Origin of the sequence: Brucella sp., assembly GCF_032066345.1 — a bacterium.
GTDB lineage: Bacteria > Pseudomonadota > Alphaproteobacteria > Rhizobiales > Rhizobiaceae > Brucella > Brucella pseudogrignonensis.
The window spans coordinates 239,687-259,520 of sequence record NZ_DAMBKZ010000006.1; the positions used below are offsets into that span (position 1 = coordinate 239,687).

A 19,834-nucleotide genomic window follows, 5' to 3' on the forward strand; every position below is an offset into this window, starting at 1 on the left:
GCAACCGCCCCGGTGAGCGCCTTAAGCGTTTCGGTTGTATCAAACAACCCCGGTCGGATGAGGTTTCGACCGGGGTGTTCACGGCTTCGAGAAAAGTTCCTTCGAAGCCACGAAAGATAAGGAGTTAGGACGCGACCAACAAAGGTCAAGCACGCATCCCGCGCCAAGCGGGATAGTTTAGCCTGTCAACTGCCGCTCTCTTGAGGAACCTTGGTTCAATTCTGCCAAAGCTTTCGGTTCCCGTCGTCTATCGGACTTCCAGGACGTCACCGGTTAGACGATCAATCACCACCCGCATATCGTTGTCGCGGCGATCTAAACCGCGCACAACAAACACGCCGCGTCGGCGCGCGATGGTTTCCACTTCATCCATCCCTTCATCGCGCGCAATCCGCGCCGCACGTCGTTCACTGATCTCACCGCGATCGGGTCGGCGGTCACGCATCACGCGTCGTTCGCCATCTGGGTTGACCTGTATGCCATTGGGACCAATCTCGATGCTCTGCGCATAAGCGGGCAAAGCCGATATCAGCACCGATGCGATCATCGCGGCCATAGTCGAATATTTCATCATGACGCCTATCCTTCGAGCGTGTTACGCCAACCGGGATAAAACGGATTGATGGCAGGCGAGTTCCCTGGTCCAGGCTCAACTCTCCTAACAGCTGGAATATCTTGTGAATGTCGTGGTGTCGGCGAAAGTGGGCGCGTTTGTCTGTGGGGGAGCGTTTTACGCCACGACCTGCAATTCCGTGCAGACCCGGTTGCGCCCCAGGCCCTTGGCCCGATAAAGAGCCGCGTCAGCCCGCTGAAAAACCACGTCGAATTCACGGTCTGCAAGGGTGAAGAAGGCAATGCCAGCGCTCGTCGTGGTCTGAAATGGCCCGACATTGCCGTCAAAAGAACAAGCGGACAAGCGGTCCCGGATCGCCTCGGCGATTGACAGTGCGCGGAAGTTGGACATATCCCTGATCACCACAAGAAACTCTTCCCCGCCAAGGCGCGCCGTCAGTCCGCTCTCTCCAACCAGGCTGCGCAGAATATTGGCAAATTCCTCCAATACGCGGTCCCCTGCTGCATGGCCATGGGTGTCATTAATCGCCTTAAACCCGTCCAGATCAAAGGCAATCGCCGCATCACCGGCTTTAAGCGGCGTGGTCGCAAGCAGACTGAACACCGCACGCCTGTTTAACAATCCCGTGAGGCTATCGATCCGTGCTTCATTGGCATGACGCTTTGCAATCCGCGCCTGCGTGAAGCTCAAGGATAATGCGCCGATGCCGGTAATGCCGATGATCGCCATGACAGCATTCAGATCCTCCGCCCAATTGCTTGGAATTGTCCGCATGGTCCATTGCTGGTCTGCCACAATAACCAGGGCACACAGGACAAAGGAAACAGCAGTCAGGAAATAAAGGCCGACCATGCCAGAGACCGGTACGGGTGCCTCGTGATAAACCGACATGAAGGCGATCCCGATCCTTGTGAGAATGATGGCAGCAAGAATATTGAATATCGCAATGCCTATTCCGGCATAACCGATCATAATTGGCGTGATAATGACAACGGTCATGATCGCTGTCGCAACAACAAGCAGGCTGGTCGGAACAGGTATCTTGGAAACTGTATTGGCGCCGACAAGTAACAGCATGAAACCACAGGTCATGACGCTGAAAGCAATAATGGAGGAAGGAGCCAGCGCCAGATCGGAGGAATAATAGAATACAGATCCCACCCCCAGCACAATCATGCCCAGACAGCCCCACAATAAAAACCGGTCCCATCGGTTCTGATACCAGACTGTCAAAATTGTCAGCGCCACAGCCAGGGAACAAACGCCTGCGGCAAAGAAAAGGGTGTTCTGATCGAGTTCCAACGGTTGCTCACAGCGGCTGGTGGTGCATCCGCGACGTTCTAGCCTGAAAATATTAAGGAATCGAGATAAAAGCCGCCAAGCGCCAATACGAATTGTGGTCGTCAAAAGCCGGTGTTGTGTTTAAAAGGGCATCGACACGCGGTAAAGAATGGAAAGATCGAGCAGCAATGAGTCACCAACTCCATGATCCGGGCGGCAAGGTCCGCCTCAAAGTCAAATCTGAGATCAGGAGCGATGCTATTTTCTCCGCCTGTGGCCGTTATCGCCGGCTTCTCAAGCGGGAATGGGATGGCGCCGAGAAAGACGGTTACGTGCTATGGATCGGCATGAACCCCAGTACAGCCGATTTCAATGTCGATGATCCAACCGTGTTCAAGGAGCAGAAATTCACGCGCCGATGGGGCTATGGGCGTTTTGTGAAATGCAATGTCATGGATTATCGCGCAACCAATCCCAAGATGCTGCTTAAAGACGGCGTGATACCCTGTACTGCGGAAAATCTGCAAACCATTGTCGAACAGGCTCTGGGCGCGGAAATCGTCGTCATGGCTTATGGATCGCTGCACAAGAAACTGGCGCATCACGGTCAGGCGGTAACAGATGCGCTGCGGGCTGCCGGCGTGAAACTGAAAGCGCTCAAGATCACCAATAATGGTTCCCCCGGCCATCCGCTCTATCTCAAGGATACCAGCGAACTGATCGATTACTAGCCGCGCGACAGGCCGCGACCTCGGGGGCCTGCGGCAAGAATGGAAAGACACAAACGTGACGAACAAGCTTCTTCGCAACCAGGCGCAATTTGCAACACGCGCGGTGCATGTCGGTCAGGAACCGGACCCGTTGACAGGCGCGGTGATCCCGCCGGTCTATCACGCCACAACCTACGTTCAGGATGGTATTGGATCCAGCAAAGGCTTTGACTATAGCCGCAGTGGCAACCCCACACGCAACGCGCTTGAAACCTGCCTGGCGGATCTTGAGGGCGGAGAACGGGCCTTTGCATTTCCCAGTGGCCTTTCTGCCGCTGCAACCTTGCTGGAAACGCTGCCCGCCGGCTCGTCGATCGTCGCGCATAACGATCTTTATGGCGGTGTCTATCGTCTGCTTGCCGATGTGCGACCGCTTACAGCAGGCCATAAGGTCCATTTTGTCGATTTTTCCGACGAGACGGCCCTTGTCAAAGCCGTGCAGCAACACAAGCCTGCCCTGTTGTGGTTCGAAACACCCTCCAATCCGACCCTGCGGATTGTTGATCTGTCGATGGTGGCACAACTGGGTAGAAATGCCGGTGCTGTCACCGTCTGCGACAGCACATTTTCATCCCCCGCAGGGCAGCGTCCCATCGAACATGGGATCGATGTGGTTGTCCATTCGGCAACCAAGATGCTCAATGGACATTCCGATCTGCTGGGCGGCGTGGTGGCCGTGTCTGCGCAGGCACCCGCCCAACTGGGTGAACGTCTGCAATATCTCCAGAATGCCCTTGGTGCCGTGATGTCGCCGCCCGATTGTGCGCTTCTGCATCGCTCGCTTAAAACGCTGGAAATCCGCTGCATAAGGCAGGCGGACACCGCGCTTACATTGGCGCGGAGCCTGGAACGACGCGGGCAGGAACTGGGATTGCGCAAGGTTATCTATCCCGGATTGGCCAGTCATCCCCAGCATGACCTGGCCCGGCAGCAGATGTTCAATTTTGGCTGTGTGGTCTCCATCGATGTCGAAGGCGATCTGGCAAGGGTCGAGCGTATTTTGACAGCGACCCGCTATTTCCACTTTGCCGTCAGCCTCGGCAGCGTTGAAAGCCTTATCCAGCATCCGTTTTCGCTTACCCATGCCGTTGTCCCCGAAGATCAGAAAAATGACCTTGGCATTGGCCCACAATTGATAAGGATTTCCGTGGGTCTTGAAGACCCGGCAGATCTTGAGGCCGACCTCGTCCATGCACTGATTTCCAGTCAGAAAGCGTGAGCGCATTGCCCCGTTGCCTGTTGAGCAGCGGGGCGTGCCTCGCGCTATTCGGCCTTGTCGACGGTCGGCGGCGAGGCCAAAGCGATTTCCGCCTTGATCGTATTGGTAAAATAGCGTCCAAGCCAGGCCCGCGGCATGTTCCGCATGACGAAATTGCGTAAGTGAAAGGCAAAGGCACTTCGTGGAATGAACATTGCCGCCATTTTACGACTGCGTGCCTGTAACCGCCCGATGATCGGCCGCAGTTTCTGTTCATGGAGAACCAGTGCCTTGTCGAGGTCGGATTGCGCCAACAAAGCCTTTCCGAGCATTTCTGCGGAGGCAAGCGCCATGCCTGCCCCTTGACCGGAAACCAGTGTCAGACAATGGGCGCTGTCGCCTAACAAGAGCACGCGGCCCTGCGACCATTTCGGGAGCTCGACCATGGTAAGGCTGTCAATGAGCAGGTTTGATCCTTGCTGCTGTGCCTGCTCCAGCAGGGACCGCACTTCCGGATGGCTTTGACTGCTGAGATTTTTGAGAAGATCATAACGGTCTTCAGTTTTTTCGAGCCCCACGCTCTGATCGCGCCAGACATGCATCGCCGCCAGTCGTCCGCCATGCAGTGAATAATATTCCGCGAGATGGCCGGGTTCTGCATAGGACAGAAAATCGGTTTCAAAACTCCGTGGGGCTGCGACATCATAAACTGCAAAATAATAGCCAAGGGGCTGCAGGCAGCCCGGATGGCTCTCGTCGGATCCGAACAGCTTTTGCCGTGTCGAAGAGCGAAACCCGTCCGCACCGATCAACAGATCGGCCTGAAGAATTGCGCCACTGGCAAGCCGTGCTTCGACGCGATCACCTTTGTCCGTGAAGCTTTCGATGTGATCGCTAAAGCGGATCGATGCCGTGTCAGGAAGCGCATCTGCGAGAGCCCGGACCAGATCATTGCGACGAAGCGCAAGATAGGGAAGGTCGCGTATGAAGTCGCGATAGCGAAGTCGCAACAGCTCCTTGCCCTTCCGGTCCTTATAGATGTTCTCATTGATCGTGTAGGATGCAGCGTTGAGTGCCTTCAGCAATCCCATACGCGCCGCCGTCTGATAGCCCAGCCCTGACAGGCCCAGCATATAGCCGTTGTCACGCAGGCTTTCGGCCCGCTCGATGATGACGGATTGCCAGCCGGCTTTGTCCAGCCACCAGGCGGCAGCAAGACCCGCTACGCCGGCTCCATTGATCACGGCAACTGGCTTGGTCATGCGGCGGTTCCCTTTGTCAGACGGCGCTCAAGGATGATTAGGAGGGGTGGCGTCAGCATTGAAAGCGCAGCCGACATGACAAAACTTGCTGCGTAGCCGGCTTGATGGGCGAGAAGGCCTCCGGCTGTACCGAACAAGGCGGCGGCAATGGCGCTTGCGCTTTGGAACAGCGTGAAGTCGACCCCCGGCTGTGATGGAGATACAAGGCCCATCAGTCGCGCGTAAATGGCAACAAAGCCTGCGGCCATCACCGCAGTTTCAATCACGAATAGTGTCACCAGCAGCGGCAGATGCCTTATCCCGAGTGCAACGATCAAGGCCACACTGCATAGGGCGATGACATGGGCTGCAGCGATGGAAAAAACGGCTTTGACCGGTCCGCGCCGATGTACGATCCATCCACCAAGCGCCGCGCCGCAAATACCGGCCATCACACCACCCAATCCATTGAGCATGCCCAGCAGGGAAAGTGGAACGCCAGCATCGACAAGAAATGGGCCGGTCAGAGACTGGGTAAGACGGCCACTCATTTCAAACACCACAGCAAGAACCAGGCCGGTTCGAATATCGACGCGCTGAAACGCATCAACCAGGCTGGGCATGCTCGCCATTGCAATCGGCGCAACTGGAGCCTCCCGTGTCAAAAGCATCGGCAGGCTCATCAGAATCACCAGACAGGCGAGCAGGATGCAAGCAGCGAGCCCACCATGAAGCGCCACAGTCGTGACAAACAGACCACTGCCGAAAATCAGGCCGAGGTAACCACCGCCAACCTGCGCAACATTGCCTGGCCCGCGGCTGTCTTGCGCCAGTTGCTCGATGATAAAGGCATCGCAGGCAATATCGATGGTCGCCGAAGCGACCGCCAGGAGCAGGAGCAAGGCAATGATCATTGTGAAGCTTGCGGCGCCCGTAAAGCCGAGCGCAACGAGCAGAGCTGCGGTTATCACTTCGCCACAAACCATTATCCCGCGCGATCGGCGTCTGCCATTGGGCAGGATACGCAGGCGTTCGAGCGGTGGAGCCCAGAGAAACTTCAAGGCCCAGACAAGCATGACCAGCGAGACGAGGCTTATCTTGTCGAGCGCCACATTGTCGGCGCGCAAGACAGCTGGAATCCCCATGAAAGTGAGGCCTCCGACAAGGCTCTGCGCGGTGTAGATCCCGCCTGCCGCCATCAGAATGGGTGGCAGACTGGAAGCTTTGCCATCGGACATGAGCTTAGAAATCCTTGCGCAAGGTCAGGCCAAAGCTGCGACCTTTGCCCAGGGTTCCGAGCTCATAGGGGCCGTTCACAAAGCCCGAGGTCTTATAGCTCTTGTCGGCGATGTTCTGCACATAAAGCTGTGCCTTGAAGCCTGTTGCATTGGCAAAATCAAGGCTTGCATCAACGGTGGCAAATCCATCCTGACCGGTGGCATTGGCTTCGTCGAAATAGACTTTGGAGTTATAATTGACGCCGCCATTTGCCGTCAGCGTGCCATTGAAGATATCTTCGCTCAGCACATAGGCAATATTCACATGAGCAGTGACGTCGGGTGCATAAGGAACATGATTTCCATCATAGCTTACGCCGGTATAAGGGTCGGTAAAATCGGTAAATTCAGAGCGCCCGAAAGCGGCATTCCCGGTCAGCGTCAGACGATTTGTTGCACGCCATGTCCCTTCCAGCTCAAGGCCGGTGCTGCTCGCTACACCGGCATTGCGGATGAATTGCTGACCGATCATGCCAACATAGATCTGTTTGTCGGTGGAGCGGATATAGTAGACTGACGCCGATATATCGACCGCGCCACCCAAAAGCGTAGACTTTACCCCAGTCTCGAAATTCCATGCGGATTCAGCATCATAAGGCGCTGCATCGACAATCGAGGAAATGCTGTGATTGAAGCCGCCGGGCTTATAGCCACGCGAAATCACGCCAAACAGCCGGGTATCGGCTGCAAGTTCATAGCCAATGGCGATTTTCGGCTGAAGACTGGTGAAATGGGCCTTGTTGTCGAAATCGAAGCCATAGCCGGTTGCATATGTGTCTTCGCGATAGGCATCAATATGCGAGCGATCATATGTGGCGCGCAGGCCACCCGTCAGATCGAACCTGTCATTCACATGCCATGTGACTTCGCCGAATGCTGCGAGGCTATCATTGATGACATTGTTGCGAGCGTCGCCATAATAGCCAGAATAGCCGTTCTTGGTGCCGGTGAAATCGTCATGGCTGTACCAAAGCCCTGCCACCCCACTCAATATGTCACTTTCATAGGCCAGTCTGAGTTCCTGCGTGAACAGCTTGTCGTTCTGAGGCCAGAAATAACGCGAACCGGTGCCGGATGAAAAATTGCGCATGACATCGCTTTCCTGATAGGCGGAAATGCTTGAAAGCGTGACGTCCCCGACGCGATAATTCAACTGACCGGATATATTGGTGACCTTGCGCTTGAGAAGCGGCAGTTCGCCGTAGAGACCGCTATCATAAATGCGGTCATCCACATCCCGCTGGAAGGCATAGACCTCTTCGTGCGAGCGCAGCCATTCGCGTGAATAGGTGATCGATGCGTCAAAATCACCGCCAGTGGGCGCGTAGCGCAATGTCGCGCGGCCAAATCCATTGTCGGATGTATTGATATTGTTGTCGCCTGTGGTGCGATCATCCATATCGCCGGAGAAATGCGCAAATGTTCCGGCATAGTCGAGAAACAGCGTGTCGGGCGTTATGACAGCAGTTCCGCCAATCTGAATTGACGGCTCATCGACAGAAAGCGTCGACTGGACGAAGAAACGGTTCTCCTTGTTCTTCTTGGTGACAATATTGATAACGCCCGCATAGGCATTGGCACCGTAAAGCGTGCCCTGCGGGCCGCGCAACAGTTCCACGCGATCCACATCCACCAGCATCTGTGAAAATGTTGAAGGGGTCTGCGGTGCACCATCGACATAGATTTGTACACTTGGATTGAAATAGTCCGGCGAAGACAGGCCACGAATGGTGACATTGGAATAGATGCGATTGCCTCGATTGCCGATGCTCAATCCAGGAAAGACCTTCTGGAGATCGTCGACTGTCCGCACGCCGCGCTGTTCAAGTTGTTCTCCGCTTATCACAGAAACAGAGCCGTCAATCCTGTTCAATGCCTGCTGGCGTTTGGATGCGGTGACCGTGATTGTCTCCAGAACAATTCCCTGGCTCTCCTGTGCGAAAGCAGCCGTGCAGCTCACCGCCGAGCAACAGACCGAACTTGCCCAAATTATCGTTCTCACGTTACGCATATTGATCCACCGGAGCCGCCAGATTAAAACTTGAGTCCTCTATTCCACTTTACCGAGATATCGGCTAACGTTTTTTGAACACCGATTGACGCAAACGGGACTAATTGCCCGAAAGCCGAGCGAGAGATGACATTTTCAGATCCTTCCCTCCAGCAAACCGCTGATCATTGGCGCGACGCGGTCGATGATAAGATCGATCAGCTCGGCTGGCGCGCCTTCACCCGCGTCGAGCAACCCGATAGTGACGTCACGATTTTCATGATTGACGTGACGCCGGCTGAAGACACGGTGTTTCACCCGGAAGGTCCGGCCACCTTCTCGCTTTCGGTTTTCCTGGATGGCGACGGCACATTGTCTGTCGATGGTGCAGCCCCTTTCGCCTTGAAGCCAGGAGCCGCCGTGCTGTTTGCCTGTAACCGACAGACACGGGGTGAAAATTGCGTGCGGGCAGGGCGAAGACTGCGGGTCGTCGACATCCGTTTCGAAGCCGCTTTGCTCAAAAAACTGGGGGGTGTGTCTCTCGCAAGACTGGGTGGGCCGGTGATGACGCAGAACAGCTTGCCAGAACAGGATGTGTTTCTGGTCGGATTCAAGGCGCCACCCGAACTGATTGCAGCGGCAACAAGCCTGCTGCAATGTCGATATGATGAGGGTATGGCCCGACAGCTGCATCTTTACAGCAAGGCAGTTGAAGCCCTCAGTATCGGCCTTGATGTGGTTGCACGGGGCAAGACCGGCAAGCCTGTCAGAAATTTGAACCCTGATGAAATGCGCAAGCTTGATGCTACCGTCGCCATTATCGAAGCCCAGTACAGTACGGATTGGACGATCCCGCGCCTGGCGCGTGAGGTCGGACTGAACGAAAGACGGCTCAAGGAAGCGTTTCGCATGGAGATTGGCCGCTCCATCCACAGCTGTCTTCGCACGGCGCGTCTGAATGCTGCCGCAGCCTTGCTTTCAAGCGGTATGAGTGTCACCGAGGCGGCCTACACGGTGGGTTTTGACAATCTCAGTCATTTCAGCAAGGCATTCCGTCAGGAAAAGGGCATGCTGCCAAGTCGATATAGAGGCTGATAATCAAAGCGGCGTTCATGCCTCGGATTAATTACGGGCAGATCGCAGCGCACAATGCCTGGCGAAGGGGATACGTGTCGCATCAGCAGTTCTGAGGATGTGGCGCCACGTCAATCGATCCATTGAGGGTCCGATCTGCCCCTGATCGCGACCGCGCGTGTCACAAAGCCGAACTCCTGTCTCGTTGCAAAGGGCTTGTCAATGATCGCAGATGCCATTCGTTTCATTTTGTCCAATCTGCCCTCGATCCTCACGCTGGTCGCCTTTTGCGTGGTCTTGGCAATCCACAAGCGGGACCACACGGGGACCCGCCAGCTCAGCTGGCTTCTTCTGCTCGCCGTCGGGATCGATGGCGTTTGGGCCGGTATATTTCACGTGTTTTTTCCAGCAATCGCCTCGGCCCAGATTGGCTGGTCACCAAGCCCTTTCGAGACGGAAATAGGAATTGCTGATCTTGCCATGGGTGTTGTCGCGATAACAGCGTTCTGGTGCAGTCGCGGGTTCAAATGTGCAATCGCGCTCTACGCCATTCTCTTTTACATGGGGACAGCTATGGGCCATATCAGCCAAGCGTTGACCGCCGGCGATTTCGCACCGGATAATATCGGTCCTTTGCTGATTGCAACTCTGCTCAGGACGCTGCTTCTTATTTACCTTCTTAACAAGATCCGCCGGACCGGGTGATCGCGGTTGCGCGCTTGCATCATGACGGCATACTGGCTTGCAAGACCGGCGCTGAACAATGCAATATTGCTCGACAAGCCCCAGTACAGCAGCGCCGAGGCTGCCGCTCTCGTCAATCGCCTTATGCGGCACGCCAAACGCTGGGAGTCGTGTCGGAAGGAGTTCGTTTGATGACAGATAGCAGTAAACCACCAGTTCTGATCGTCGGTGCCGGCCCGGTCGGGCTCACTCTCGCTTTGGAACTGACCCGGCTGAATATCGCCGTCCGCATCATCGACAAGGCAGTTGCACCAACACAGCAGTCAAAAGCGCTGGTGATCTGGAGCAGGACGCTTGAATTGCTGGGAGCGCGCGCGTCAGCCTTCATTGATGCTGGCCTTGTGGTGACAAAGATCTCGATCTGCAATCAACAAAATCTTCTCGGCCGACTTGATGTCAGCGCGGTTCCTTCGGCCTATCCATTTGCGCTGATGATCCCGCAATCTGAGACCGAGCGCCTTCTTGAGGATATGCTCAACAAACAGGGTGTCCGGGTTGAACGCGGCGTTGAAGCGGTGGCAGCATTACAGCAGGATGCAGGCGTCCAGCTCGACACAATCAACGCAACGGGCCTACACGAAACGCTACACGGCCAATGGCTGATTGGGTGTGACGGCGCGCATTCGCTGCTGCGCAAATCAACCGGTGGAGAGTTTGCCGGTGAGACGCTCGATAGTCACTGGGTATTGGGCGATGTCCATATCGCTGATGCTTCACTTGCGCCCGAGGTATCGGTGCATTGGCATCGAACCGGCATATTGGTTGTGTTCCCGATTTCCCTGCAACGCTATCGCGTCATCGCCAATATTGACAGCAATGCGAGCGGCGAAGCTGTGCCGCCGTCGCTTGCCGATCTGCAGCGGTTGATCGATGAGAGAACCGCCTTGGCCTGCACGCTGCGTGATCCAGTCTGGCTTGCGGGATTCCGGATCAATGATCGCAAACTGCGCTCTTACCGATACGGACGAATTTTTCTGGCAGGCGATGCTGCCCATATCCACAGCCCTGCCGGGGGCCAGGGGATGAACACCGGTATGCAGGATGCGTTCAATCTGGCCTGGAAACTGGCGCTCGTCATCAAGGAAATATGCAGAGAGGATCTGCTCGACAGCTATTCGGCTGAGCGCAGCCTTGTCGGCGACGATGTGCTTAAAGCTTCGGGACGATTGACCAAAATCGCCATCTTGAAAAACCCGGTCCTGCAGATGTTGCGCAACTTTGCCGCCCATCACATCCTGGGAGCAGCTCCTGTCCAACATCTGATCGGCAGCGCGGTTACCGAACTGTCGATCCATTACCCGCAGAGTCCACTGAACGGGCCGGCTGCTGCCTGGGGGCCGCAGCCGGGGGAGCGTTTCATCAAACCGGGCACGCGGCAGGCAGCGCAACCCTCGATGGACGGTCGCTTTATGCTTTTCGGCGGCAAATTCCAGATGGCAGCGGAGACCCTATCGCGGTTTGCCAATCTGGTTGAGCCGCAGATTCACGAAAGTGATAGCTCTGACATTTGCTATCTGGTCAGACCCGACGGCTACATCGCCTGTGCCTCACAGGATATGCGGGTGATTTTGAAATATCTTAGCGACCTGGCGCCATAGCTTAATCCCCAGACGCGTGCCTGCCAGGCTGCACGATTGACATCGCGCAAAAATCACGCCCCAATGGCAGCTCATCCTCGCCCACCATTTCTATCTTCGGGCGCTGTCTTTCCTCGGGCAACAGGCCGCCGAAAAATGGTCGGCATTCTTGACGGGAAAGCCGTTCCGGACGCTTTGGGAAGGAGGCAGACAGCGGAAGCGCCTTTTCGTCATCAAACCAAGCTCCGGCGTAGGCAAAGCCGATATCACCGTGCCTATCCTGGGTGAATAGCCCGACGATGCGACCATCCCACCAGACATTGAGAACCCTTACCGTCATTTCCTCCGTTCCCCAGGAGCAAAAATATGGATCGAACAACCGAGCGTTTGTAGAACCTGCAAAACCTTTGCGATCTGTGCTGTTGGCTTGCCTGGGCGGGCTGAAGCCGTCGCTCGTTCTTCCTAGGTTGCTGCACTTACGATTTGCAACCGCAACAATCTGTCATTTCGCTTTCTCTCAAATAGCCTTACCTTTGGCTTGCACCCTGTTCGCAGGAAGCTCCCCGTATCGCGCGCCCAAGCCCCCCGCCCACACCCGCGATACGGGACGAGCGATTTTCTCTTCCAAACGACTTCGGCACCCGGACTATTGTTATGATCACACTAAAATAGTGGGATTATGTACTTCGGGATACTTGTTGCTCTACTGAGTAATTGCTGATAGAAGACCGGCCTCTGGGAGGAAAAGACCGCCTGGGCGCGCTTGCCGCTGCCGGGCGGTTTTCCATTCCTGATCCTGCGCATAACAGCCATGCATTTTTGCATGTTGTGAGACCCCGCCAAAATGCGTAGTTAGAACATGTTCAGTCTCACTCCTCCTCCCAGGGACTGAACATGAAGCGCGGCACTCCTCCTCCCAAAGCCGCGTTTTCCAGATCAGCCCGCTTCGCACTCCTCCTCCCAGCGAAGCGGGCTTTCTTGTCTCTGGAGCTCAGCGCCGGCCGCGCTTGCCTGCCACTTGGATGGTCGTTTTGACAGAATAATTCGGCGCGCGCGTCGCCACCGCGCCATCAATGATCATCCCATGACGAGGTGAAGTTCCGTGTGGAGCCGGTGCTTGATCCCCCGGTACTTCCTCTATTTCCTACACGCTATTGGGCAGTGTTACGGCGAAATCGCGTTTCCAGCGCCACGAAACCCGCATTGATCAGGATGGCAAGGCCCGCGACAATGAAACCGCCCTGCAAAACGAAGGCGGTGTTGCCAGTCAAGAGACCCGCCACAATCACTTCGCCCAACGTGCTCGCAGCCACCGTCGAGCCGATTGTGGCAGTCGACAGAGAGATGATCGCCGCCAGACGCACACCCGACAAGATCACCGGAAGGGCTAGCGGCAATTCAACATTGATCAGCAATTGCCGGTCTGTCATCCCCATTCCTCGTCCAGCGTCCACCACTGCGGGTTCCAGCTCAGTCAGACCGGTCAGCGTATTCTCGAAGATCGGCAGCAGGCCATAAAGCAGCAGCGCAATGAAAGCGGGAACCGAGCCGAAACCAAAGATAGGAACCGCGATCGCCAGAACCGCCACTGGCGGGAAGGTCTGGCCGATATTGGCGATGGCGCGCGAAAGTGGCAGAAATTCCCGCCCACCCGGCCGCGTAGTCAGAATGCCAAGCGTTACCGCAATGATGGTCGCAACCATTGTCGCAAGCCCCACCAGAACCAGATGATTGATTGTGAGCGCCAGCAGCGAGTTCTGCGTATAGATCGCGGGCGCATCGTTTCGTGTGAAGGGCGCCAGCGCGCCTGCAAACCATTCCGGCTTCATGACGAAGCAAACGAGAACGATCAGCAGTACAGTTTTCAAAATCCCACCCGGTTTCATGCAATGCTCCGGGCATGGTCTTCAATCGCCACTCGGGTCACACGGCCGATAATTGCGCCGTCGCGGCGCACGGGCAAGGCGGTGCGGCCTGACCAAAGGCTTGCCCCCAGCGCCTCGCGCAAAGACATATCACTTGCGATTGGATCGCCATTTGCATCACCAGGCTCGACAAGACCATCGACGGTGACAAGCGATAGCAGGCGGAACACCCGGTCACTGCCCCCGCCCAGCAGGTCATGCACAAATTGGGTTGCGGGGCGCGCGATAATCTCTTGCGGTGTCGCATATTGCAAAAGGCGGCCCTTATCCATCACCGCAATTCGTGTCCCAAGACGGATCGCCTCCTCCATGTCGTGGGTGACGAGCACAATCGTCGTCCGATAATGTTTCTGGATCGCCAGGAGATCTTCTTGGGCCTTGTCACGGATAATCGGGTCCAACGCCCCAAAGGGTTCGTCCATCAGCAATATCGCCGGATTGGAGGCCAAAGCCCGCGCCACCCCGATCCGCTGTTGCTGGCCGCCGGAAAGCTCATGAGGCATCCGATCGCGATAGACCGCCGGATCGAGATGAAACAGGGAAAGCAACTCGTCGACCCGGGCGGCAATCCGGGCGCGGTCCCAGCCAAGCAGGCGCGGCACAGTGGCGATATTCTCGGCAATGCTGCGATGTGGGAACAGGCCATGGCCTTGAATGGCATAACCGATGCCGCGACGCAGAATATGCGCACTCACCTCCCGATTGTCCTTGCCGTCAATCTTGATCACGCCAGCGCTCGGTTCCACCAGTCGATTGATCATGCGCATCAATGTGGTCTTGCCAGAGCCGGAGGTGCCGACAATCACCACAATCTCTCCTGCATTGACGGTCAAGGAGACGTCATCGACCGCCTTTTGTGCGCCATAAAGACGGGTGAGGTTGGCAATCTCAATCATGGGGTCTGTTCCTTATGCTGCGGCGCCCGGCTGATTTCAACAAGCGCGTCAAGCAGGATAGCGGCGATGAACGCCATGGCGACAGTCGGCAAGGCGCCGAGCAAGACAAGGTCGGTTGCCGTCTGGGCGATGCCTTGAAAGACGAACATTCCAAGGCCACCGCCGCCCACCAGTCCGGCAATGACGGCAAGGCCGATATTTTGCACCAGCACCACGCGGATCCCGGTCAATATGACCGGAAAGGCCAGGGGCAGTTCAATCGACAGTAGACGTTGCCGGCGGGTCATTCCGACACCGCGCGCCGCGTCCACCACCAAAGGCGACACGTTATCCAGTCCGGTTACCGTTGCCGAAACGATTGGCAGCAGCGCGTAGGCAACCAGAGCAATAAAAGCAGGGGCGGGACCAATGCCTGCAATACCCAGTGCGGCAGCGCCAGGCATATGGGTACCTACCCAGGCCAAAGGGGCAATCAGCACGCCGAACAAGGCCATCGAGGGAATGGTCTGGATGACGTTGAAAAACGAGATGATGGCGTCGCGCAACCGTTTGAAGCGATTTATGAGGATGCCAATTGGCGTCGCAATGAGAAAGGCTGCGATCAGCGATCCAATTGCCAGTAGCGCGTGGGTCCGAAGCGCACTGGCAAAGGCATCCCGTCGTGAGGCATATTCCTTGAGGATGGAAACATCCCGCCACACACCACTATAAAGGAACAGCCCCAGCAGTGCCACGAAGATAAACAATGCCGCCAACCGCGACAACGGCGCTAGTCGCATGCGGACCAGAGTGTCACCAATCGCCAGGGCCAGCGCAAAGGCGATCAGCCAAACGGTTCCTCCGGGAGAAACACGCGCATAATTATTGCCAGCAGGTGTCAGATAGTCCGCACTCAGCCCGATCGCTATCGCGACAGCGATCAGGGTTGCAATCAGAGCAGAAAGCCGCAGCCTGAGCGGTGAGCGCACCACCAGCAACGCCACTGTGATCAGGATCAAACTCATCAGAAAAACCGCCTGCGTGAATGGCAGAGCGTCAACAAGCTGCACCGGCGCCGTTGCCGCAACCCGATTGGGTCGCAGAAGAGCAAAGGGCTGGACTATCAGCGAGAGAATAAGGATGAGGGCTATCACCACCCCCAGTCGATCGATGCTGAAGCGTAAAGCGGCTGCAGTGTTTCGACCTGCGGTTATCTGCATGGTGGATCCTGTTCATCCATTAAAGCCATCCGCAGCGCCAACACCTGACGTTCTTCCCGCAGGCGTTGGCTACCGTCGCAGGATCCTGTCGGATCCTGATCCTAAAAGGCCGGGACTACTTGATGAAGCCGTTCTTGGTGAGATAATCACGGGCGACATCACTCGCCGGCTCACCGCCAACCTGAACACGCCCATTGAGTTCCTGCAGGCTTTCCAGCGTGAAGGATTCAAAAACCGGCTTGAGAATATCAGCAATCTGTGGATGCTCTTTCAAGACGGCCGCCCGAATGATCGGTGTGGGCAGATAGACCGGCTGCACACCCTTGTCGTCCTCAAGGACGATCAGATCAGCAGGCGCAATGCCGCCATCCGTGCCATAGACCATCGCCGCATTCGCGCCCGATGTCTGTTGCGCCGCAGCGGCAATCGTTGCGGCCGTATCGCCGCCCGACAGCGTAATCAGCTGATCCGGTTTGAGGGTGAATTGATAGGCGGTTTGAAACGCCGGCAGCGCGGTGGCGGAGCTGACGAATTCCGAAGAGGCCGCAAGCTTCACGCTGCCGCCATCATTGACATATTTGCCAAAATCGCTCAGCGTCTTCAGCTTGTTCGGCTCAGCGACATCGCGGCGCAACGCGATTGCCCAGGTATTGTTGGCATTGGCCGGTGTCAGCCAGACAATCTTGTTGGCGTCATAGTCGAGTTTCTTTGCCTCTTCATAGCCTGCCTGGGGTTTGTTCCACACATCCAGATCGCCCTTGTTGAAGAAGAAGGCAGCGTTTCCGGTATATTCAGGATAGATGTCAATCTGCCCCTGAGTAATCGCCTCACGCACGATCGGTGTTGCGCCGAGCTGGATCTTGTCGATCACCGCAATATCATTGGCCTTGAGCACCTGCGAAATGATGTTTCCCAGAACACCGCCCTCAGTATCGATTTTCGACCCAACCACCACATCAGCCGCAAAGCCTGGCGTTGCCGAAAAGACCATGCCGGCCAGCATGCCGGCCAAAATCACCGATGTTCTCATCCTATGTTCTCCCTCACAGTCATTGGCTGTTTACGTTTCAGGCTATTTAAAAACACCGGGCCGGGATATATCCCAGATTCCGAACAGAGGATGTCTCGGCAAATGCAACCCATCCCCACCGCGTTTATAGGCCTCTCAAACAATGCACCGCGAGAAACAAATTTCTACGCGCTATCTTCAGTGAGCAGCGAGACCATCTCATTTAACATCTTTGGTGCAAAAGTGTTCCGTCGCCAGACAAAGGAAAGTATCTGGCGATGCTCGGCGCCCAGAGGATATTGGGTGATGGGGAAGGGAAGACGCGCCACGACGGGTTCCGGCAGGATCGAAAGATAACCATGGCGGGTCACAAGATTGATGATGACTGGAATTGAATCCATCTCCATCAGTCGAAGCTTCGATGGCGTCAGCGGACCAAGCACCCCTTCAAGATAATGCATCGCATGCTGTCTTATCCCGCTCTTGACACTGGGAAGCGCCAATGGGTGCCTTTGCAGGAATTTTGCCACGTCACCTTTCAGTTCTGCCATGATGCGGTGATCGCCAATCAAGGCAAGCGGGGCATCAGAAACCACTCGGCCGTCAAATTCCTTTAAAAAATCGGCATGATCAATGAGGATCGCGTCGTAACGTCGGCTTTTGAGACCGGAAACCAACTCTTCCGCAGTGTTGGCCGAGATCGAAAGCGGCTGACGCGGATGCAGGCGTTCCCAACCAACCGTCAGATTGGCAAGGATCTGGGCGATGCTGCTTTCATGGCCCAACGGCATCACCGAACCGATCCGGCAGGTCACCTGCTGACGGCGAAACCGGTCGGTCGCCGCATGGGACAATTCTTCCCATGTGCGAATGATCGCCTCAACGAGCGTCATCACCATCTCGCCGGTTGCCGTGCAGCGCACGCCGGTTCGTGTTCGCAAAAGCAATGCGCAGTCGAGATTACGTTCGAGTTCTGAAAGCTGACGCGTCAATTGCGGCTGACCCACGCCCAGCTCTTTTGCGGCGGCACGTATGCTTCCAGTTTTTGCGGCGGCCACAAATCGGATAAGTGCGGAAAAGCGAATGGTCGGTCGAATGGCAGGGTCGCCGGCAACGGCAAGCAAGGAGCGACAAAGACTGGCCACCTCATCAAAAAGCTTCATTCGCTTCTGTGCTTCGAGCGTCAGACTAAGAACCGTGCCCTCGCGTCGCAATAGTGGAATGGCCAGGGCGCTTTCCATCCGCTCCAGAGCAGCACTAACGGTCGAAGCTGCTCGCCCTTCCAATCGCGCCGTTTCCCGGATGGAACAGGTTGATAATAACGAATGAATGGTCAGTATCGTCGCAATATCCAAGACAGCCCCCCGAATTATGTCCCAGCAGCGCAGTGCTTGCTCTGCCCGCAAAAGGTTAGCATCTTTTGCTGCGCGAAAGGATGGGATTTTGCATGGCTTTTCGCCAGTGTCATCCATTATGCGCTGAATGCTCTGTCCAGCAAGCCAGCGCTCACATGTCGGCAAAGCCGATCTCAAGGTTTACCGGTTTGATGTCAGCCTCGATATGAAAGTCTTCGGCGAGGGTGAACACCATCAAATGCTTTCAGCATGCCGGACGATCCGCGCGATTGCCACCGGATCCTCGATGCCACTGTCATAAATGCCATAGATGATCTTTGCGAGCCTATGCTGTTCGGCAAGGGTGAGGTTTGTTCTTCCCAATTCAATGCAGGTCTGGCGATAGGCGTGTTGCAATGACCTGAGTTGATCAGGATTGTAGGTTCCAAGGAAAGTATCGGAACGAAAAGGCATCAAACTCTCTCTTAATTTGTATAGCGGTTCGATGATCATTGATCGGTGCCCAATGATTGATCGGCAGGCGCCGTGCCCATGCCGCTCCACAAGCGAACACCTCAATAAAAATTATAGGTTTCGGCGATCTCATTGCCGAGCCGATTATTGCGCGTAATGAATTCGGTCAGAAACTCGTGCAGACCGACATCAAATATCGCACTAATGTCCTGATTTAACAGGCTGCCGTAGATTTTATCCGCAGTCGCATGGCAGGCAGCACTCTCGCCGTAGTCTTTGCCAAGAAAGCCGAGATGACCGGTTATGCACTGGTAGCAATGATTCAGTGAGCGCGGCATACGGCCATTCAGGATCAGATAATCAGCAACATGCGATGGGCGATAATCACCATCATAAACCCAGCGATAAGACCGATGCGCTGAAACGGAGCGTAGAATGGACTCCCATTGATAGTTGTCGAGCGTGGTCCCGACATAGGAGACGGCGGGCAACAGTACGTAATATTTGACATCGAGAATGCGCGCAGTGTTGTCTGCGCGTTCAATAAATGTGCCAAGCCCCGCGAAATCAAAGATTTCGTTGCGCAGCATTGTCCCATGGAATGCGCCGCGTATGAGTGCCGTTTCCCGCTTTATCTGATCAAGGAGCGGTGGAAGATCGGCCTCTTTCAACGGTTTGCAGAGAGATTTCTTCAGCGTCATCCAGGCTTCGTTGACACTTTCCCACGCTTCGCGGGTGAGCGCTGTTCTCACCATGCGGCCATTTGAACGCGCGGTTTCCATACAGGACATGACGCTGGAAGGGTTGTCCATGTCCCGCAGCAGAAAGTCTGCGACGTTTGCTGCATTATAAGCGTGATATTTGGCTGAAAATGTCTGGCTTGCACCAGCTGACACAACCACAGAAGACCACTCTTCCGGTGCATCCGAAGTTTTGGTCAGCGCCATGCGTAGCCCCGCATCCACCAGACGTGCCATGTTTTCGGCGCGCTCGATATAGCGAAACATCCAGTAAAGCCCATTTGCCGTACGGCCAAGAAGCATAGATCATTCCCCTTTTACGCTATCAAAATCGCCGCAGCGCGCGTTCCAGGTCAACAAAGGCGCGGAGATGTTGATGTCTCAAGCTTCCATTTCGCGTCAAAATTCGACCGCAGCACCATGACCGACAATCATCGCTCGAGTTTTAATCGTCGAGGACCCAGGTATCCTTGGTGCCGCCACCCTGGCTGGAATTCACAACAAGCGAACCTTCCTTGAGCGCCACCCGTG

Annotated in this window: 17 protein-coding genes and 2 pseudogenes; 5 read left to right on the top strand and 14 right to left on the bottom strand. The window is 55.8% G+C overall.

All coding sequences use genetic code 11. The features are described from left to right. Nucleotides 1-247 precede the first annotated feature (247 nt). Nucleotides 248-574 carry a PepSY domain-containing protein gene (locus RT142_RS10460; RefSeq protein ID WP_171380279.1) on the bottom strand — a complete coding sequence of 109 codons (327 nt, stop codon included), beginning with the start codon at nucleotides 572-574 and terminating at the stop codon, nucleotides 248-250. A gap of 156 nt (nucleotides 575-730) precedes the next feature. Continuing rightward, a complete protein-coding gene (locus RT142_RS10465) occupies nucleotides 731-1,876 on the bottom strand; it encodes a sensor domain-containing diguanylate cyclase (RefSeq protein ID WP_171380278.1) in 1,146 nt (381 codons plus the stop codon). 167 nt (nucleotides 1,877-2,043) lie between these two features. Here RT142_RS10465 and RT142_RS10470 point away from each other — a divergent pair, with 167 nt between their 5' ends. Both RT142_RS10470 and RT142_RS10475 read left to right on the top strand, forming a co-directional pair. Beyond that, nucleotides 2,044-2,586, top strand: a complete 543-nt coding sequence (locus RT142_RS10470; RefSeq protein ID WP_171380277.1) for a DUF1643 domain-containing protein — start codon at nucleotides 2,044-2,046, stop codon at nucleotides 2,584-2,586. A gap of 55 nt (nucleotides 2,587-2,641) precedes the next feature. Beyond that, nucleotides 2,642-3,844 (top strand): trans-sulfuration enzyme family protein, encoded by a 1,203-nt coding sequence (locus tag RT142_RS10475; RefSeq protein WP_235972527.1) that lies wholly within the window; start codon nucleotides 2,642-2,644, stop codon nucleotides 3,842-3,844. 44 nt (nucleotides 3,845-3,888) lie between these two features. On the opposite strand, the gene RT142_RS10480 is transcribed toward RT142_RS10475, so the two are convergent. From RT142_RS10480 to RT142_RS10490, 3 genes are read right to left on the bottom strand one after another with little or no spacing between them, the layout of a single operon-like run. Continuing rightward, nucleotides 3,889-5,085, bottom strand: a complete 1,197-nt coding sequence (locus tag RT142_RS10480; protein ID WP_171380276.1) for an FAD-dependent monooxygenase — start codon at nucleotides 5,083-5,085, stop codon at nucleotides 3,889-3,891. Beyond that, complete coding sequence (locus tag RT142_RS10485) at nucleotides 5,082-6,302, bottom strand: MFS transporter (RefSeq protein WP_171380275.1); 1,221 nt, start codon at nucleotides 6,300-6,302, stop codon at nucleotides 5,082-5,084. The genes RT142_RS10480 and RT142_RS10485 overlap by 4 nt, the downstream gene beginning before the upstream one ends. A 4-nt stretch (nucleotides 6,303-6,306) precedes the next feature. Next, entirely contained in the window at nucleotides 6,307-8,352 is a 2,046-nt protein-coding gene (locus RT142_RS10490) for a TonB-dependent receptor domain-containing protein (RefSeq protein ID WP_313028520.1), read from the bottom strand. Between the two features lie 126 nt (nucleotides 8,353-8,478). On the opposite strand from RT142_RS10490, the gene RT142_RS10495 reads away from it, so the two are divergent. The 3 genes from RT142_RS10495 to RT142_RS10505 all read left to right on the top strand — a co-directional run bounded on the left by RT142_RS10495 (nucleotide 8,479) and on the right by RT142_RS10505 (nucleotide 11,747). Then, nucleotides 8,479-9,426, top strand: coding sequence for a helix-turn-helix domain-containing protein (locus tag RT142_RS10495; protein WP_171380274.1), 948 nt, complete (start codon nucleotides 8,479-8,481; stop codon nucleotides 9,424-9,426). A 201-nt stretch (nucleotides 9,427-9,627) separates the two neighbouring features. Then, nucleotides 9,628-10,110, top strand: a complete 483-nt coding sequence (locus RT142_RS10500) for a DUF6790 family protein (protein ID WP_171380273.1) — start codon at nucleotides 9,628-9,630, stop codon at nucleotides 10,108-10,110. A 170-nt stretch (nucleotides 10,111-10,280) separates the two neighbouring features. Beyond that, complete coding sequence (locus RT142_RS10505; RefSeq protein ID WP_171380272.1) at nucleotides 10,281-11,747, top strand: FAD-dependent monooxygenase; 1,467 nt, start codon at nucleotides 10,281-10,283, stop codon at nucleotides 11,745-11,747. 100 nt (nucleotides 11,748-11,847) lie between these two features. On the opposite strand, the pseudogene RT142_RS10510 reads toward RT142_RS10505, so the two are convergent. From RT142_RS10510 to RT142_RS10550, 9 genes and pseudogenes are all read right to left on the bottom strand, one after another. Beyond that, nucleotides 11,848-12,066 (bottom strand): annotated as a pseudogene (locus RT142_RS10510) (HipA N-terminal domain-containing protein); the annotation flags it as partial. Then, nucleotides 12,063-12,158, bottom strand: a pseudogene (locus RT142_RS10515) (transcriptional regulator); the annotation flags it as partial. The pseudogenes RT142_RS10515 and RT142_RS10510, both read right to left, overlap by 4 nt. A gap of 719 nt (nucleotides 12,159-12,877) precedes the next feature. Then, nucleotides 12,878-13,612 (bottom strand): ABC transporter permease, encoded by a 735-nt coding sequence (locus RT142_RS10520; RefSeq protein WP_007880650.1) that lies wholly within the window; start codon nucleotides 13,610-13,612, stop codon nucleotides 12,878-12,880. After that, entirely contained in the window at nucleotides 13,609-14,547 is a 939-nt protein-coding gene (locus tag RT142_RS10525; protein ID WP_007880649.1) for an ABC transporter ATP-binding protein, read from the bottom strand. The genes RT142_RS10520 and RT142_RS10525 overlap by 4 nt, the downstream gene beginning before the upstream one ends. After that, a complete protein-coding gene (locus RT142_RS10530) occupies nucleotides 14,544-15,746 on the bottom strand; it encodes an ABC transporter permease (protein WP_313028524.1) in 1,203 nt (400 codons plus the stop codon). The genes RT142_RS10525 and RT142_RS10530 overlap by 4 nt, the downstream gene beginning before the upstream one ends. A gap of 115 nt (nucleotides 15,747-15,861) precedes the next feature. Further along, nucleotides 15,862-16,749, bottom strand: coding sequence for an ABC transporter substrate-binding protein (locus tag RT142_RS10535; protein ID WP_408912969.1), 888 nt, complete (start codon nucleotides 16,747-16,749; stop codon nucleotides 15,862-15,864). Between the two features lie 191 nt (nucleotides 16,750-16,940). Continuing rightward, nucleotides 16,941-18,041, bottom strand: coding sequence for a LysR family transcriptional regulator (locus tag RT142_RS10540; RefSeq protein ID WP_313028525.1), 1,101 nt, complete (start codon nucleotides 18,039-18,041; stop codon nucleotides 16,941-16,943). A 303-nt stretch (nucleotides 18,042-18,344) separates the two neighbouring features. Continuing rightward, entirely contained in the window at nucleotides 18,345-18,563 is a 219-nt protein-coding gene (locus tag RT142_RS10545) for a hypothetical protein (protein ID WP_171380268.1), read from the bottom strand. Between the two features lie 101 nt (nucleotides 18,564-18,664). Then, nucleotides 18,665-19,606, bottom strand: coding sequence for an alpha-E domain-containing protein (locus tag RT142_RS10550; protein ID WP_064321734.1), 942 nt, complete (start codon nucleotides 19,604-19,606; stop codon nucleotides 18,665-18,667). Nucleotides 19,607-19,834 lie beyond the last annotated feature (228 nt).